Origin of the sequence: Martelella mediterranea DSM 17316 (assembly GCF_002043005.1) — a bacterium.
Classification (GTDB): domain Bacteria; phylum Pseudomonadota; class Alphaproteobacteria; order Rhizobiales; family Rhizobiaceae; genus Martelella; species Martelella mediterranea.
The window spans coordinates 2,644,797-2,659,665 of the sequence record NZ_CP020330.1 but is presented as its reverse complement, the minus strand read 5'-3'; the positions used below and the strand labels follow the sequence as shown (position 1 = coordinate 2,659,665).

Here is a 14,869-nt window from a genome sequence, read left to right as displayed (position 1 = left end):
ATCAGGCGCCCGCCCGCCCGCCGAGACGGGCCTTGCGCGCTTGCGCCTGCGCTTCCTGAAATGCCTGCGGCTCCCAAAGCTGGAAGTGATCCGCCCGCCCCACAAATGTGACCTCCGTATCGATGCCGGTGAAATCGCGGATGAAGTCCGTGACCATCAACCGCCCCTCGGCATCGAGTTTCGCGAACACGCCGCCGCCATGGATCAGCAGCGACATGCTGTTTGCTTCCGCCGAGAACGGGTCCTCCTGGTCGATCTGCCGCTCGAAACGGTCGAGCAAATCGGGGCCGCCGATGCTGATTGCCGGGAAGACGAAATCCTGGAAGCAATAAAGCTCCGTGATATTCCGCTCCGCCAGCACCGTGCGGAACACCGCAGGCACCGACACCCTTCCCTTGGCGTCGACCTTCTTGGTCGCGTTGGACAGAAACCGGTTCATTACGCGCTACTACCGACGTCTCAAGCAGCCATTCGCAGACCGCCAACCCAAAGGAATACCCTGGAAAACCAAACCGCCCGACGGGCGAACTCAGCATGAAATACAAACACTTGAAGCCATCGCTCTGCCCGGAAGCCGCATCTGCACCGGGAGGCGAATTTATGCTTAATGGGATAACATGGGCAGATTTGGGCGTCAATGGGATAAGCCGTTATTAACCGTGTCGACAGCGCTTCCGGAAAGGCTGATTCTATCAGCCGGCCCTTAACGAAAGCTTTCGTCGCGGCGTGCGAAACGGCGCGCCCAAACGCCCGTTTTTGAATGAAAAAAGGAAATAACCAGTTGGCCTGTAAGCCGGGTTCTGTATGGCTTTGCGGTTGCCCGCAAAACGTGGCGGCCATTCATCTGGGACAGCACTTGCGCGCTGCCTCTCGCAACCCACCCGGATGACCGGCCTGGAAACAGGCTGGCGTCAAGCGCCGCGTCATCCCTATTCGGTTTTGCTCCCGGTGAGGTTTACCGTGCCGCCATGCGTTGCCGCCGGCGCGGTGGGCTCTTGCCCCACCCTTTCACCCTTACCCGGCCAAGGCCGGGCGGTTTGCTTTCTGTGGCACTGTCTCTGGGGTCGCCCCCGCCGGACTTTCTCCGGCACCGTGTTTCCGTGGAGCCCGGACTTTCCTCACCCTGCCGCCTTTCGGCATTGGCAAAGCGCGGCCGCCCGGCCAACTGGTCGGGCCTCTCTAGTGCGTTTTGTGACGGAAAGGAAGGGATTATGAGAATGACGGCGCGAAATCGACCGGGTAGCCCTCACCCGCAAGCGAACCTTGCGCCATCAGCACCGCGCCCAGCCGGCCGATCTCGTCCGAGCTCTTGGCGGCCGCGCCGCAACCGGCGGTCAGCACCGCGATCCGGGGCGATGGCGAGAAGCCGATCATCGGATAGCCCGACGGCGAGTAGCTCGTCACGCAGGTGCCGGTTTCCGATTGCAACACCTTCAGCTTCGGCATCAGGTCGCAAATGATCCGGGTCAGATGCTCGCGCGTGGCGTTATGCCCCGTCGAGCGGAACCAGTCGCGGATATCCGCCTCGCTTGAAAGCGGCACATCATCGGGGTCGCCGCCGATCTTGATATACCAGCGGCCATCGGGATAACGGATCGGCGGCAGCAGGTAGATGCCGTCTTCGTCGAACTCCGCCTTGTAGATCAGGCTGGGCATGGCCGACAGCGACCGCGCCTCCTCCTCATCCACCTCGAAATAGGCGATGGTGCGGGCAAAGACGGTGAGGTCGACCTTCGCCGGCAGAAGCTTCTCATTGATGGTGAAGCCGCCGGCGGCCACCAGCACCTTGTCGGCGGTCAGCGTCTCGCCGGCATCGGTGGTGACGCTGACCCGCACGCCGCCATCGCTCACCTCGGTCACGGTCGCGGCGATCACCTCCGCCCCGGCCTTTCCGGCAAGAAGGGACTGCGCGGCCACGAGCCGGCGCGGCGAGATGTAACCCGCCCGGCGCGGTTCGAACACGCCCTCGGTTTTCGGCGCGAAGGAGAAGTAGGGGAATTTCTCCTGAAGCCCCGCGCCGTCCACGATTTCGGCGGTGGCCCCGCATTGTCCGGCGGCATCCATGATGGTTTCGACATAGCGCCCGCGCGAGCGCCCCGGCCCGACGATCAGCGCGCCAACCTCGCCGAAGAAATCGATGCCGCTGTCGCGCTCGATGTCGCGGTAACGGGCAATCGAACGGTTGGCGAGCCGCGCCCAGACCGGATTTCGGTCGATGGTGCGGGTAATGCGGCCCTCATCGTAATGGCTGGCGAAAACGCCCGTGTGCGAAGCCTTGTCCACCGGCTCATCCGGCCCGATGACGGCGACGCCCTCCTCCATGCCTGCCAGATGACGCGCGGCCGCAGCGCCCATCAGACCGCGACCGATGATGATTGTCCTGAAATGTCGTGTCATGACCCGCTCTCTGGAAATTTGCCGAAGCTTCACCGAGCCGGGCCGGCAATGCAAGGGAAAGATAACGAAGCCGAGTCAGGGCCCGGCGTCATAGAGCGTGTATTGGGTGTCGCTCAGCGCTTCGGGCGGGTCTTCGAGATTGGCCTCGTAGATCGGATCGATGACATAGTGCTTCAGCACGAAACTGCCCTTCTCCAGCGTCCAGCGTCCGGTGGAATAGGCATCTCCCAGCCCGCGCCATTTCTCGAAGGTGGAGATCGTGTTGGTCTCGGCATCGAATTCCGGATTGACCAGGATCGTGCCGGCCGTAAACCCGGTCACCGCCGGATCACGGACAAGTTTGGTATAGGTGTCGTCGCCGGGCTCGTAATCGACGGAGTACGCGGGCGTCGCGAAGGATACGATTTCGCCTTCCTCGGGAAAGCCGTCCTCGCGGGCAAAGACATAGGCGACAGCCACGTTATAGGCGCCGAGCCCGCAAGTGATCTGGTAAAGCCGCCCCTTCACGTCCTCCACCGTCCCGTCGTAGCGGGTCTCCGGCCAGGACACGTCGAACGTCTGATCCTCGAGCCCGTCGAAGCGTTCGGCAAGATCGCTCTCGCACTGGCCGGGATGGGCGGCGGTGACCATGGCCTTCGCGGTCGCAAGGCCGTCATCGGCGGCAAAGGCGGGAACTGCAGGGAGGAAGGTGGCAGCCAGCAGTAGGCGGATAGGCGCGGCACTCATATCACGCCGCCTTCAATTCGCGCTCGATCGCCTCATAGGCCGCGTTGATGCGAGCCATGCGATCATTGGCGGCGGCGTGGAATTCCTTCGGAACCCCGCGCGCGATCAGCCGGTCGGGATGGTTTTCGGCCACCAGCGCGCGGTAGCGGCTGCGGATGGTCTTGAAGTCATCATTGCGGGAGACGCCGAGCACGCCGTAAGGATCGCGGTCGCCCATATCCATATGGCGCGCGCAGATGGTCTGGAAGCGGGCCTCGCTGATGCCGAAGATTTCGGCGACATGGGCCAGGAAATCCAGCTCCTTCTCGTGGATGCTGCCGTCGGCCTTGGCGATGTGGAACAGGCCGTCAATCACCTCTTCCAGCAGCGGGCAGCCTTCCTCGCCATCCGAGCAGAGCCCCTTGAGCTTGCGCGCATAGGCATCGTAGCCGGCGATATCCTGCCGGGCGAGATTATAGAGCCGGGCGACGTTGACGCGCTCTTCCTCCGGGATTTCGAAAATCTCGTGGAAGGCGGCAACCTCTTCCATGGTCACGAATCCATCGGCCTTCGCCATCTTCGCCGAAAGCGCGATCAGCGAAACGGAAAACGCCACCTGGCGGCGGGTTTCGGGGTCGCCCTCGAACAGCGTGCGCACCGCCTCGACCACGCCCGAAAGGACGTTGCCGGCGGACTGGCTGACGAAATGGACCAGTTTTTCCCAGAATGACATTCAACAGGCTCCCGGCGGTGCGACCCGCCTTCTCAAGAATCGCCAGATTGGACAAAAACGGCGGCGCATGCAAGTCGAACCGACCGGTTCAATCAGAAATTTTCCGTGATCGCGCTGCGACATTTTCGCCCCGCCCCGCGCGCGCTCCGGAGCCGCGCCCGCCTTTTCCGATTGCCTGCCCGGCAAGCGGGTGGCTATAGACATGGGCAGGGACGCATGACCGGGAGATTTCGCGCCATGGAACGCAAGAATACATTCAACCTTGGCTATTTTCTGGTAGCCTTCCTGATCGTGATCGGGTTTCAGCTCTGGTTTACGTCGCGCGACGTCGCGCGGATCAGCTATTCCGACATGATCAACTATATCGAGAAGGGTCAGGTCCAGTCGGTCGCGATCGCCGAAAACACGATCGAGGGCAAGTTCAAGACGGCGGTGGACGGCAAGGAATATTTCGTCACCTACCGCGTGCCGCAGGAACTGGCGGTCGATTTCGACAAGTACAAGGTCGATGTGACTGGCGTTCCCGACCATTCGCTTCTGACACAGATCCTCTCCTGGGTGCTGCCGATCGTGATCTTCTTCGCGATCTGGGCATGGTTCTTCCGCAAGTTCGCGGAAAAGCAGGGCATGGGCCTCGGCGGCATGATGAATATCGGCAAGTCCAAGGCCAAGATCTATGTCGAGCGCGATACCGGCGTGACCTTCGATGACGTGGCTGGCGCCGATGAGGCCAAGGTGGAACTCAAGGAAGTCGTCTCCTTCCTCACCGAACGCGAGAAATACGGCCGGCTCGGCGCGCATATTCCGAAAGGCCTGCTCCTGGTCGGCCCGCCCGGCACCGGCAAAACGCTGATCGCCAAGGCGGTCGCGGGCGAGGCCGGCGTCACCTTCTTCTCGATCTCGGGCTCGGAATTCGTCGAAATGTTCGTCGGCGTCGGTGCTGCGCGCGTGCGCGACCTGTTCAAGCAGGCCCGCGAGATGGCGCCCTGCATCATCTTCATCGACGAACTGGATGCGCTGGGCCGCGCCCGCAATTCCTTCGGCATGGGCGGCAATGACGAGAAGGAGCAGACGCTGAACCAGCTTCTGGTCGAGCTCGACGGCTTCGACCCCGCCGCCGGCATCGTCATCCTGGCCGCCACCAACCGGCCGGAAGTGCTCGACCCGGCGCTGACGCGCGCGGGCCGCTTCGACCGGCAGGTGGTCATGGACCGCCCGGATCGCGGGGGACGCGAGGCAATCCTCGCCGTCCACATGAAGAAAATCCGGCTTGCCGAGGATGTCGATGCCGGCCAGGTTGCCGCGCTGACGCCGGGCTTTTCCGGCGCCGATCTCGCCAACCTCGTCAACGAGGCCGCGATCTTCGCGACAAGGCGCGGCGGCGAGAAGGTGACGATGGAGGATTTCACCCAGGCCGTGGAGCGCACCGTCGCCGGCTCCGAACGGCGCGGCAGACTGCTGAACCCGGACGAGCGCGAACGCGTCGCCTTCCACGAAATGGGCCATGCGCTGGCCGCCGCCGCGCTCCCCAAAACCGATCCGGTGCACAAGATCTCGATCATCCCGCGCTCGATCGGCGCGCTCGGCTACACCATGCAGCGCCCGACCGAGGACCGATTCCTGATCACCGCCGGCGAGTTGCGCGACCGCATGGTGGTGCTGCTCGCCGGACGCGCCGCGGAAGACATTGTCTATGGTGAAATCTCCACCGGCGCCTCCGACGACCTCGCCCGCGTCACCGACATCGCCCGGCAATATGTGATGAGCTTCGGCATGGACCCGGATATCGGCCAGGCGGCGCTGGAACAGAAGCGCGCGCAATATATGCCCGAGGCCCCCGGCATGGGCGGCGCCAAGGACTATTCCGACGTCACCGCCCGCGAGATTGACCTCGCCATCCGCAAGCTGATCGACGAGGCCTATGAGCGGGCGAAACAAGTCCTGAACCAGCGCCGCAAGGACCTGGACGACGGCGCCCGCATGCTGCTCGAAAAGGAAACCATCACCCCGGCCGATTTCCCGCCGCTGGTCCAGCAACCGCTGGCGCAGGCGCGGGTGCTGTCATAGTCCGCCAGATTTACAAGGCCAGCATTCGCGATTGGCCTTTGCAAAGGAAAATAACAATAATTTTGACCACAAAAAACCATCAGCCGACAAATAAAAATAATATAAAATATAACTATAACATGAATAACTAAATTAAAAGTACGCATGGTTGTGTATTTTTCTTATTTCCTACATTCTGACTCCGGTATTGGATCTGCGTAGGGAAGGAAAGACCATGGGTAAGACGAAAATCGGAAATGCCGGTCGTCATTGCAAACGACGACTTATTGCCTCGGTTTCAACGATCACGCTCACGGCATTGACTGTGGATGGGAGAATGGCACGTGACGCATTCGCTTCTGATGAATGCGGGCCAGCCCTTACCGAAAGGCTCTCGTGTACACAGCAAAGCTATCCCAACGGGATAACTTATGACGCGGTGCAAGACTCTTTGATCGTCCAACTGGACAAGCCCGATATGGTCGTCGACACAGGCATTGCGCTTTCCGCTGCGACCGGTGCCAAAGCGGCGCTAAGTCTGGATATGGATGCTTTCTCTACCATAAATGGCGACGTGTCGGTAAGCAGTGACTTGTGGGCAGCAGAGCTTTACCTTACGGCCCCAACGCTGACCACCGTCAGCGGAACGGTTTCCGTCTCGAGCAATCACGATTTGGCTTACGTATCATTGACAGGTCCGACCCGCATAAGCGGCCCGGTCAGCGCCGTATCGAAGGGCAATCAAGCCGAAGTTACCGTGAATGGGCTCCTAGAGATCGAAAACACCGTCACTGCGTATGTAAAGGAAGTCGCTCAAACCGCCGCCGTCAACTTTTGGGGCGGCTACATTCGCGGTCCGGACACTTCAGCCGGTGGACCAAACGCCTATATCTACGCCTCCAGCGACTACGGTGACGCGGTAGTCAGTATTTCACAATCCTCCATCCCCACCCAACTCGATGCAAATTCCTCATCCGCCAATGCTGTGTTGGCCGATGGCTACAACAACGCTATCGTAGACATGAACGGGGGCTCTATTTCAAATAAAGGAACAGGAATTTCAGCAGTTAGCAACAACAAAGGAAAGGCAAGTGTTCGATTTTTTGGTGGATATGTCACATCTTTTGAAGGAGAAGCAATAAATTCAACCAATGATGGAGATGGAGATTCAGAAATTTTACTATACAACACATGGGATCCAACAAACCCTTTCGCGCCGGCAGACATAGATGGACAGGTCTTCGCGTTCAGCGCTAACCGCGAGGCGCGCATAGAGGTAAACGGAGCCACTATATCCACCGCTCAACAAGGAAAAAACATCTCCCTGGTCGAGGCAATTTCTCCGCTACAAAGCGGCGTCGCCCATATCTCCGTATCAAATGGCGGAATCATTCTTCTAGAACAGGCAAATGGCGAAGGAAGCGCAGCGGCCGTAGTCAATACGATTTATGGTCATGGGGAAATCGACATACGGAGCGGCGGATCTGTTAGCGTTGCGGGACCTAAAAACATAGGTCTTCGCACCTATCAGGAGCAATCAGCGCTTGACGCGTCGCCGAGCTACAACATTGAAATATCCGGCGGCGAAGTCAGCGCCTCCAGTGGCGCAATTGCGGTTTCATTTGATGCGATTCTCAATGCAAGCCAGAATTTTACTATGACGGGAGGCCTATTGTCGGCGAAAGACGCTCTCGGTGTAAATTACATACCGCATCCAGGAGGTGCGGCCAATTTCAACATTACGGGCGGCACCATAGAGGTTGAAGGTACCGGAAACTTTGGCCTCGGCGTTACCAACTATTCAACGCCCACGGCTAGCGCCGATAACTATACCACGACCGTTCAGATCGGGGTTGCAGCAAGTCTTACCGCCGATGCGAGATCCTATGTTTTCGCCAATAACAACGACAGTGCCTCCAACATTCTGGAAATCACAACATCTGGAATCATCGAGGGCGATATAATGCTCGGCGGTGGCGGATCCACGTTCAACCTTACTGGCGGAAGTATTAACGGATACATCTACGGTGATTTTGATACGGTTTATGGAACACCGCTGGATACACAAAATCAGGGCACGGACACGCTCAACTGGACCGCAGGCACCTTGAGTGGCGGTTTTTTTGGCGGTGGCGGCAACGATTATGCAAATCTGAGCACTCTGCCGAGTGAGACGGGCAACTACGTCTTCCAACTTGATGGAGGAGAAAGTGATAACGATAGCGAGACCAATCAGGATTTCGATCTTCTGTCACTTTCCAACAATGAACCGCTCGATATCGAAGGCAGGTACCTCACACGCTGGGAAAGGATAATCATCGAGTATAGCACAGTCAATTTTACAGACACTTTGCTCACACTCGATCAGTCTCCACTCGGCGGAAATTTCAATGACCTTGGCGACTTGTTCGTCAACACTGGAGGCACTATCGAAACCAACAAGTCCGGCAGTTCGGGTACATCGTTCACGCTGGCCGGCAATCTGAAGCTTGGTGGTGGCGCCTGGCGCTCATACGGCCAGTCTCTTACCATAATCAGCGGCAACGTCGGGAACGGCGGATCTCTCAATCTCGCAGATGGTGTTGTGGGTGGCAGCTTCATAATCGGCGGCGACTACAAAGGCATCTCCGGCATAATCGTCATAGACACCGACTTCGGTCGTTTGACCTCAGATAGCGCCAGAATTAACGGTCAAATCACAGGAACAACCGAGATTAACGTCATACCATATGGCAACGCGGGCTCGCCCGGCGCTATTCCGATCATTCTGACCGGCGCAAATCCACCGCCAGAGGGGTCTTTTCAGCTGGAAGAGAACGGTCAGCCGGTTTCCGGTATATATCAGTACGACATTTATTATATACTGGATGATAAAAACTCCGGCGTCTATCTTGCCTCCTCTGATCCTTCATCCATGAATTCAGTTGCAGAATACAACTCTTTCCTGCAACGGCCGGGCATTCGCCTTGCTGAACTGATCGACGCCGGGGTTGCGCTTCAACCCTACGTCCCCCTCTACGAGGCCTATCAGTCCGTGCTTCTGGAAATGACCCGCCTGCCCTCGCTGAAGACCCGTTCCGGCGGACGCTATGACGGCGGCGCGGCGCTTTCCTCCGGACCGGCGCTCGATGCTGTCTGGGGGCGCGTCGGCGGCGGGTTCGATCATTTCGATCCGCAATCCTCCACCACCGGCTATGATTACGATATGTCAAGCTTCGAGATGCAGGCGGGGCTCGATGGCCTGTTCCTCGACAGTGCGGCCGGCGCGCTTGTCGGCGGCTTCACCGCCCATTACCAGACCGGCGAGGCCAAGGTGCATTCGCGCTATGGCGACAGCAAGATCCATCCCGATGGCTATGGCTTCGGCGGCACGCTGACATGGTTCGGTACAAACGGTTTTTATACCGATGCCCAGGCCGCCCTCACCTGGTATTCGAGCGAGTTGAAGGCCGATGACCTGCCGCTTTCTCCCGACGATAGCGAAGCCTTCGGCTACGCGCTGTCGCTGGAGGCCGGGCAGGCTTTCGGCATCGGCGACGGGGTTTCGCTGACCCCACAGGCCCAGCTTTCCTTCGCCTCGGTCTCCGTCGACAGCTTCACCGGTGCCTATTCCGACGATGTCGACTTCGACGACGGCCAGAGCCTGCTCGGGCGCGTCGGTCTGTCAATCGAGAAGGAAAGCGCCTGGACCGATATCAACGGCCAGGCGCGCGCGGCCAATATCTACGGCCTCGCCAACCTCTATTACGAGTTCCTCGGCGAAACCACGGCGACGGTCGCCGATGTGCTCGATTTCTCCTCGGAACCCGACGACTTCACCGGAGAAATCGGCTTTGGCGGCTCGATCGACTGGCAGGCGGGCAAGCTGCAATATTCCGCCTTCGCAGAACTCACCGCCTCCACCGGGTTTTCCACCGGCTCATACGGCTATGGCGGCAATGTCGGGCTGAAGGTCAGGTGGTGACGTTCGCCGCGTAGCACATGCCCGTACCGCTCACGCGAACGCGAGCAATCTCCGCTCGCGTCCGTCCCTTCATTTCCGGTCGCGTGGCCGCCCCATCAAACCGATTTTATTGCTGAACGGTCTTTACACCCCGGCGCGGCTGACGCATCCATGGCGCAAAGTCGCAGCCAGGAAAGAGGTCCGATGTCCCAGCACAAAGTCGCCATGCTCACCGCCGGGGGGCTTGCCCCCTGCCTTTCCTCCGCCGTTGCGGGCTGATCGAGCGCTATTCGGACATTGCGCCCGATACCCAGATCATCGCCGGCGAACTGCGTGATCGCATGGTGGTGCTCCTCGCCGGACGCGCCGCGGAAGACATCGTCTACGGCGAAATCTCCACCGGCCCTCCGATGACCTTGCCCGCGTCACCGACATCGCCGGCAATACGTCACGAGCTTCGGCATGGGCGGTGCCAAGGACTACTCCGACGTCATCGCCCGCGAGATCGACCTCGCCATCTGCAAGCTGATCGACGAAGCCTATGATCGCGCCAAGGAAGTCCTGAACCAACGCCGCAAGGACCTCGACGACGGCGCCCGCATGCTGCTCAAAAAGGAAGCCATCACCCCGACCGATTTCCCGCCGCTGGTGCAGCAACCGCTGGGGCAAGCGCGGGTACTTTCATAGCGGCGGGCAACAGCACTGACGCAGAGAAAGTAGGCGGCGCTCGTGGCTCCGCCTGCTTTTTTTCGCACGGAACCAGCACCGCGCGCCTGGCTTTCGAGCAACTGGAGCGCGTCCAGGAAAAATGGATACCGGCTTTCCGTCCGGACGCGCGTAAAAATAAATAGATAGAGCATTTCGGATGATCCGGCTTCACCGGAAATGCCCCCTAGTGGTGAGAATTTTGACGCTTTCCGGAGCCGCCCCCGAAGTGCCAGGCGACCTTGAAAGCTCGCGTCGTCGAAAGTCCCCAATGTCGCAATGGCTGCGGCTTCCGCCTGACGGGCTTCAAAAACCGCTCTGGGACAGCCTCGCCCCTCTTTCCTCCGAAAAACATCACCTTTTACAAGTAATAAAGAAATATAATAATAAACTAAAATAAAATTTGTTGCATTTCATCAACAATTAAAGGGAATATATAGAGCAAAATTCAATTTTAAATTACATTTTATATTTAAAAATGACCTATTATATACAATAAAAATTTACAAAATTCTATTATGGAGAGGTAAATGTCTTATTTTCGAGCTTGCTTACACATCACTGCAGATAATATCAGTAAATTCCGCCTTCTCGCGTCATCTTCCTTTCTGACGCTGCTTAGTTTCACGGCCAACTTCGGAGAGGCGCTGGCAGATGATGAGTGCGGGCCTTTACAGAACGGCAGCGTGATCTGCGACGGCTTGAACTACAACGGTATCACCTATTCGAATGGCGGCAACGTAACCCTCTCCAACCCAAACATGACAACCAGTGGTGTCATCACGATAGGTTCGTTTGACGATGGCGTCGGGCCGGCCATTTTGACGGCGCAGGAATACCTGCAAATCAACAGTGAAATTCGCACATTCTCGACACAACTGTCCCACATTATCATTCAGACCCCAACTCCATCCAACACAGCTGCAATCCAGGGAAATCTGGCAGCAACGTCAAGCTCCACCGGAAATGCTCAGGTCGACATTTCTGGTGACGTCTGGATCAACAACCTGACCTCAAGTCCCGCCATTTCGGCAACGGCCCAAGGTTCGGGAGACGCGACCGTCATTGTAACGGGAAATGCCGTCATCGAACAGGCGGACAACACCACAGCCATTTCGCTCAATAATACCGGCTCGGGTGCGTCCAATTTTTCCATGACCGGTGGATCCGTCAGCGGAAATATCGAGGCAAGCGGCTTCGATGGTTCGATCAATATCTCGGGAGGGGAGTTTACCGGGCTCATTAGCGGTAATTCCAGCGGCGGAGATTTTTCAATATCATTAACGGGAGGAACGTTGAACTATCCGCACGATGCTGTCGACGAATTTCCGATCGTCGATCTCGCAGTTGTTCAGAACGGGAGCGTTCCCCATTCGTCGATCTACATCGACGGTGCTACCATATATGCACCTGCCACTACTCTCCTCAGCATCGGATCAGATGTCGCTCCCGTATTCGGCAGTACCAACAGGATCGTTGTAGACGACCAGTTGGGGCAGACTTTTCTGCAAACCGCCCTTCTCGTGGACGTGAGTCAGGCAGGTACCGCCAGCATCGAATTCAACGGGGGCACTTTGTCTTATGTTACGTCCGACGACCAGATAAACGCGGCACTGTCAGTCTCCAGTGCTAGCGAAGATACCTCGGTAACCATCAGAGACGGCACCATCTCCGCCGTGGGCTCCCCTTTGAGGACTCCCACCTTGATCGGCGCACAAGCGGTCAGCTATGGCAACATGGCAACGGTTTCCATGGGCGGCGGCGATATTACCGTCATAGGCGCCACAGCATATGGCCTTATGACTCAGGATTTCTTTGACGATGGTTTATTCACAGAAGATGAGCGCCAGTTTGGAAACTCGACAATTTCCATGACGGGCGGCACGCTCAGCGTGACGGCGGCTGGCGAGGAAGTGACCGGAAATCTGATCGTCGATTCGTCGGCAATCTATATACCTGCCAACTTTGCTGATGGGATCACCAATAAGATCACGGTAGACGGAGGTACGATCACCGCTACCAATGCCAACGGGATCCTTGCCTACGTGAACAATGAAATGACGACACAGATCAATCTGAAAAGCGGATATCTCGTCGTCAATTACAAAGGCCGGCATGAAGGCTACGGTGTTGCAGTCGGCGATCCCACTTTGGAGAACATGCCTTCGGAACCGGGTGTGACGACCTCAATCACTATCGGCTCGCAAATGACCCTGGACGCTTCCAATGCCTACTATGCCATCATCAACCTCAATGACGCCCCTGACAATCAGATGCTGGTAAGCACCGCAGGCACCGTAGTCGGCGACAGCATGCTTGGCGGCGGGCCTTCAACCTTCACGCTTTCCGGGGGCTCTTTGACCGGCGATGTTTACGGCGATGATGACATTGTCCGCAACAACCCGGACGGGACCAGGTATCCAGGCAATGACAATTTCATCTGGAGCGGCGGCAGCTTCAATGGCGGCTTCTACGGCCAGGGCGGCGACGACAGCGTCGAGGTCCGAATTTCCAACAGCAATGCTGTGGCTGCGGCCAAGTTCGACGGTGGCGATGGCATCGATACCTTCATTTTCAACGCTGGCTCTCTGCAAAGCTTTGACGGCACGAAGATAACCAACTTCGAAAAACTGACGCTTACAAATGGGCTTTTCCAGCTGACGTCCAATGGAGGGACTGCCCTCAGCCTCAACGGCTTCACCGATTCCACCGGCAGTCATCCCTTTGGCGAGATCACCCTCACGAACGGTGGCAACTGGAAAATCATTCCGTTAAACACGAATGTAGCGACGAGGATCGAGGCCAGCCTCACCGTCATGTCAGGCGGCAATACATTCTCTATCCTGCCAGGTGATGTGGTCTTCAGCGGGTCGATTGAAAACAACGGGCTTATCACATTCGATGCGGCAGATGCGCCCGGCACCGGAACTTTGACAACCGAAGGCAGCTACAGCGGCAATGGCGGAGTTCTTTCGGTCAATGCCAACTTCTCCCGGTCGGGCTTCAATGATGCTCTGATAACGACCGGAAGCGTTTCGGGCAGAACCGCTATGTTGGTTGCCCCTTTCAGTCCATCAAGCACGCCGCGCGTCTACAATATCGTCACGGTCAATCCTTCAGCGGGCGTTGATCCCAATGCCTTTCATCTTCTGAAAGGGCCTGTTGTGGTGTCGGCACTCGCCTACTCGCTGGCATACTATCCGAATGGACTCGCGGGTCCATCTGAACAGCTTCCGCCCGGTTTCATACTGACGCCTGCAGCACCCGCCAACGCAGCGGCCTTCCTCGATGACGAATTCATCCATCGGGCAACGATCAAGGAGCTGATCGACGCCGGTCTGACGCTTCAACCCTACGTCCCCCTCTATGAAGCCTATCAGTCCGTGCTTCTGGAAATGACCCGCCTGCCCTCGCTCAAGACGCGCTCCGGCGGGCGCTATAACAATGGCGAGGCGATTACCGCGGGGCCGGCGCTCGATGCCGTCTGGGGGCGCGTCGGCGGCGGGTTTGATCATTTCGATCCGCAATCCTCCACCACCGGCTATGACTACGACATGTCGAGCTTCGAGATGCAGGCGGGGCTCGACGGGCTGTTCCTCGACAGTGCGGCCGGCGCGCTTGTCGGCGGTTTCACCGCCCATTACCAGACCGGCGAGGCCAAGGTGCATTCGCGCTATGGCGACAGCAAGATCGATCCCGATGGCTACGGCTTCGGCGGCACGCTGACATGGTTCGGTACAAACGGTTTTTATACCGATGCCCAGGCCGCCCTCACCTGGTATTCGAGCGAGTTGAAGGCCGATGACCTGCCGCTTTCTCCCGACGACAGCGATGCCTTCGGCTACGCGCTGTCGCTGGAGGCCGGGCAGGCTTTCGGCATCGGCGACGGCGTTTCGCTGACGCCACAGGCCCAGCTTTCCTTCGCCTCGGTCTCCGTCGACAGCTTCACCGGCGCCTATTCCGACGATGTCAACTTCGAGGATGGCCAGAGCCTGCTCGGGCGCGTCGGTCTGTCAATCGAGAAGGAAAGCGCCTGGACTGACGTCAACGGCCAGGCGCGCGCGGCCAATATCTACGGCCTCGCCAATCTCTATTACGAGTTCCTCGGCAAGACCACGGCGACGGTCGCCGATGTGCTCGACTTCTCCTCGGAACCCGACGACTTCACCGGAGAAATCGGCTTCGGCGGCTCGATCGACTGGCAGGCGGGCAAGCTGCAATATTCCGCCTTCGCAGAACTCACCGCCTCCACCGGGTTCTCCACCGGCTCATACGGCTATGGCGGCAATGTCGGGCTGAAGGTCAGGTGGTAACGTTCGCCGCGTAGCACATGCCCGTTC

General features: G+C 58.4%; 8 protein-coding genes and 1 other RNA gene. 4 read left to right on the top strand and 5 right to left on the bottom strand.

Going from position 1 to position 14,869, the window contains the following annotated elements; genetic code table 11:
- Position 1: 1 nt before the first annotated feature.
- The 5 genes from mraZ to Mame_RS12355 form a co-directional block, all read right to left on the bottom strand.
- Positions 2–439 (bottom strand): division/cell wall cluster transcriptional repressor MraZ, encoded by a 438-nt coding sequence (gene mraZ, locus Mame_RS12375; RefSeq protein ID WP_018063609.1) that lies wholly within the window; start codon positions 437–439, stop codon positions 2–4.
- A gap of 334 nt (positions 440–773) precedes the next feature.
- An RNA gene (rnpB, locus tag Mame_RS12370) (RNase P RNA component class A) lies at positions 774–1,169 on the bottom strand.
- A 40-nt stretch (positions 1,170–1,209) separates the two neighbouring features.
- Positions 1,210–2,397: an NAD(P)/FAD-dependent oxidoreductase gene (locus tag Mame_RS12365; RefSeq protein ID WP_018063610.1), complete on the bottom strand. Its 1,188-nt coding sequence runs from the start codon at positions 2,395–2,397 to the stop codon at positions 1,210–1,212.
- A gap of 75 nt (positions 2,398–2,472) precedes the next feature.
- Positions 2,473–3,123, bottom strand: a complete 651-nt coding sequence (locus tag Mame_RS12360; RefSeq protein ID WP_018063611.1) for a DUF1176 domain-containing protein — start codon at positions 3,121–3,123, stop codon at positions 2,473–2,475.
- 1 nt (position 3,124) lies between these two features.
- Positions 3,125–3,835 (bottom strand): J domain-containing protein, encoded by a 711-nt coding sequence (locus tag Mame_RS12355; RefSeq protein ID WP_018063612.1) that lies wholly within the window; start codon positions 3,833–3,835, stop codon positions 3,125–3,127.
- Positions 3,836–4,072: 237 nt separating this feature from the next.
- On the opposite strand from Mame_RS12355, the gene ftsH reads away from it, so the two are divergent.
- The 4 genes from ftsH to Mame_RS12335 all read left to right on the top strand — a co-directional run bounded on the left by ftsH (position 4,073) and on the right by Mame_RS12335 (position 14,842).
- On the top strand, positions 4,073–5,902 hold the full coding sequence (ftsH, locus tag Mame_RS12350) for an ATP-dependent zinc metalloprotease FtsH (RefSeq protein WP_018063613.1): 1,830 nt from the start codon (positions 4,073–4,075) through the stop codon (positions 5,900–5,902).
- A 214-nt stretch (positions 5,903–6,116) separates the two neighbouring features.
- Positions 6,117–9,845: an autotransporter outer membrane beta-barrel domain-containing protein gene (locus tag Mame_RS12345; protein ID WP_079920778.1), complete on the top strand. Its 3,729-nt coding sequence runs from the start codon at positions 6,117–6,119 to the stop codon at positions 9,843–9,845.
- Between the two features lie 441 nt (positions 9,846–10,286).
- On the top strand, positions 10,287–10,511 hold the full coding sequence (locus tag Mame_RS27315) for a hypothetical protein (RefSeq protein WP_018063615.1): 225 nt from the start codon (positions 10,287–10,289) through the stop codon (positions 10,509–10,511).
- A 548-nt stretch (positions 10,512–11,059) separates the two neighbouring features.
- Positions 11,060–14,842 carry an autotransporter outer membrane beta-barrel domain-containing protein gene (locus Mame_RS12335; RefSeq protein ID WP_079920776.1) on the top strand — a complete coding sequence of 1,261 codons (3,783 nt, stop codon included), beginning with the start codon at positions 11,060–11,062 and terminating at the stop codon, positions 14,840–14,842.
- Positions 14,843–14,869: the final 27 nt, after the last annotated feature.